Raw genomic sequence first — 2,027 nt, 5'->3', positions numbered from 1 at the left:
CCCCCGCCACCCACCTCCTCGCCCGTGCCACGGAGGCCGCCATCTACACCGGAGATGTCCGCCGCCTGCGCGATGCCGCCCGGGTCGCCGATCGGCTGGGTGTCGCGGCGCCCGGCACGTTGGGTGGGCTGGTGGCCGCGTTCGACGGGCGGTATGCCGACGCTCGCGACCTGCTGAAGTCGGCGGCAGGGCGATGCGGTCCCGGCGGTGACCCCACCGTCCTGATCCACGCCGCGATCGCCGCCCTGCTGCTCGGCGACCACACCCGCGCGGCCACCGCGACCGTCCGCGCGGCCGCCTCCGCCCGGGCGCGGGGCACGCCCGTGACCGTGCCGCAGGCGATGGAGTTCCGCGCGTACGCCGACTTCTGGACCGGACGCCCCCGGGCCGGCGAGGCCGCCGCGACGGACGCGCTGTGGCAGGCCCASGCCACGGGCCAGGACAACGGCGCCTGCCATCTCCAGGCCGCGCTCGCCATGTTCGCGGCGCTCACCGCGGACGCCGAGGTCTGCCGCGAGCGCGCCGCGACGGCACGGTCGTACGCCCTCGCCCGTGGCCTGGGCCTGCCCGCCGCCCTCGCCCAGTGGGCGCTCGCCTTCCTCGACCTGAGCAGTGGCCGGTTCGCCGCCGCGGCCGCCCGGCTGCGCGCCCTCGCCGGATTCGGCCCCGGCCACGGCCATCGGGCGATCCGCCACCTGGCCACCCCGCATTACGTGGAGGCAGCCGTCCGCACCGGCGACACCCGGGTCGCGCGCGTGGCGCACGCCGACTACCACCGCTGGGCCGCCGCCGTACGCAGCCCGGACGACCTGGCCCTCAGCGCCCGCTGCCGGGCCCTGCTTGCCCCCGGCGCCGAGGCGGTGGACCACTACCGCACGGCACTCGACCTGCACTCCCACGGCACCCGCGACTTCGAACGCGCCCGCACGGAGCTGCTGTTCGGCAGCGCGCTGCGCCGACTGCGCCACCGTACGGAGGCACGCGACCGTCTGCACAGCGCCCTGGAGGCGTTCGACTCCTTCGGCGCCCCGCACTGCGCGACGCAGGCCCGCACCGAGCTGCGCGCCCTGGGCACCCCGGCCGCCCCTGCGCGGACCGCCCCCGACACACCGACCGCCCGCCTCACGGCCCAGCAACTCCTGGTCGCCCGTATGGCGGCCGAGGGCGCCACCAACCGTGAGATCGCCGTACGCCTGGCTCTCAGCCCGCGCACGATCGATCACCACCTGCGAGGCGTCTTCACCCGCCTGGGCATCCGCTCCCGCATCGAACTGGTACGGCTCATCGCCGAGAGCGATGCGAGCGATGCGAGCGACGCGAGTGCGGCCCCCTAGACCTGGGAGAACTCACGGGCGAACCCGGCGACATTGCGCGGGCAGGCCCAGACCTCCCGTGTCGTCCGGCTCTCGAACCGGTAGTCCGACTCGCCGTCGGTGTCCCCTTCCGGACGGGCCAGCATCTCCAGCACGTCCAGAAGGTTGTCCAGCTCGCCGTCGTCCGGCATCTCGTCGCACGGATGCTCCTCATGCGCACAGTCCGCCTGCCCGAGAGCGCGCTCGACGGCGGCCATCGCCTTCAGCACGCGGGCCTCGGCCGCCGCGTCCGGGTCGGCGTGGATCACGTAGGGGCCGATGAGCACCAGCCCGAAGGTCCACAGCGCGGTGTCCGGTCCGTCGGCCGCCACGCTCGTCTCCAGGTTTCGCGCACACGCCAGGACCGTCCCCCGGGCGTCGCCGAGGGAGTAGCCCTGCCGGATCTCGTCCCACTCCGCGATCAGGGCGTCCCACTCGGCGGGGGTCGTGGGCGTGGCCGGCGTGGGAGGTGCCTCGTCGTCGTTCAAGTGCTCTGCAGCGTCCGCGTTGACCATGATCCTGAGCATGGCATGCGGGTCCGACACTGCGGCCTCAGGGCGCCGCCCGCCCCTGAAACCCCTCCGCGTCCCACGTCCCGAACAGCCGCGGTGCCAGCCAACCCGGCGCCGCCGTACGGTGGCGCAGTCGGCGCAGCGCGCTGCCGAACAGCAGCTC

The 2,027-nt window shown here is 75.0% G+C and carries 2 protein-coding genes; one reads left to right on the top strand and one right to left on the bottom strand.

From position 1 onward, the window contains the following. A partial coding sequence (locus EAO75_RS45200; RefSeq protein ID WP_148000930.1) for a helix-turn-helix domain-containing protein occupies nucleotides 1–1,334 on the top strand: 1,334 nt, incomplete at its 5' end. Here the strand turns inward: EAO75_RS45200 and EAO75_RS45195 are convergent. Beyond that, the gene (locus EAO75_RS45195; protein WP_148000929.1) at nucleotides 1,331–1,867 is read right to left on the bottom strand and encodes a hypothetical protein; all 537 of its coding nucleotides are present in this window, start codon (nucleotides 1,865–1,867) and stop codon (nucleotides 1,331–1,333) included. The genes EAO75_RS45200 and EAO75_RS45195 overlap by 4 nt on opposite strands. Between the last annotated feature and the right edge of the window lie 160 nt (nucleotides 1,868–2,027).

Origin of the sequence: Streptomyces sp. UW30, assembly GCF_008042075.1 — a bacterium.
In the GTDB taxonomy this organism is placed as follows: domain Bacteria; phylum Actinomycetota; class Actinomycetes; order Streptomycetales; family Streptomycetaceae; genus Streptomyces.
Note: the sequence above shows the minus strand (reverse complement) of the source record. Positions and strands in the feature narration are given on the sequence as shown.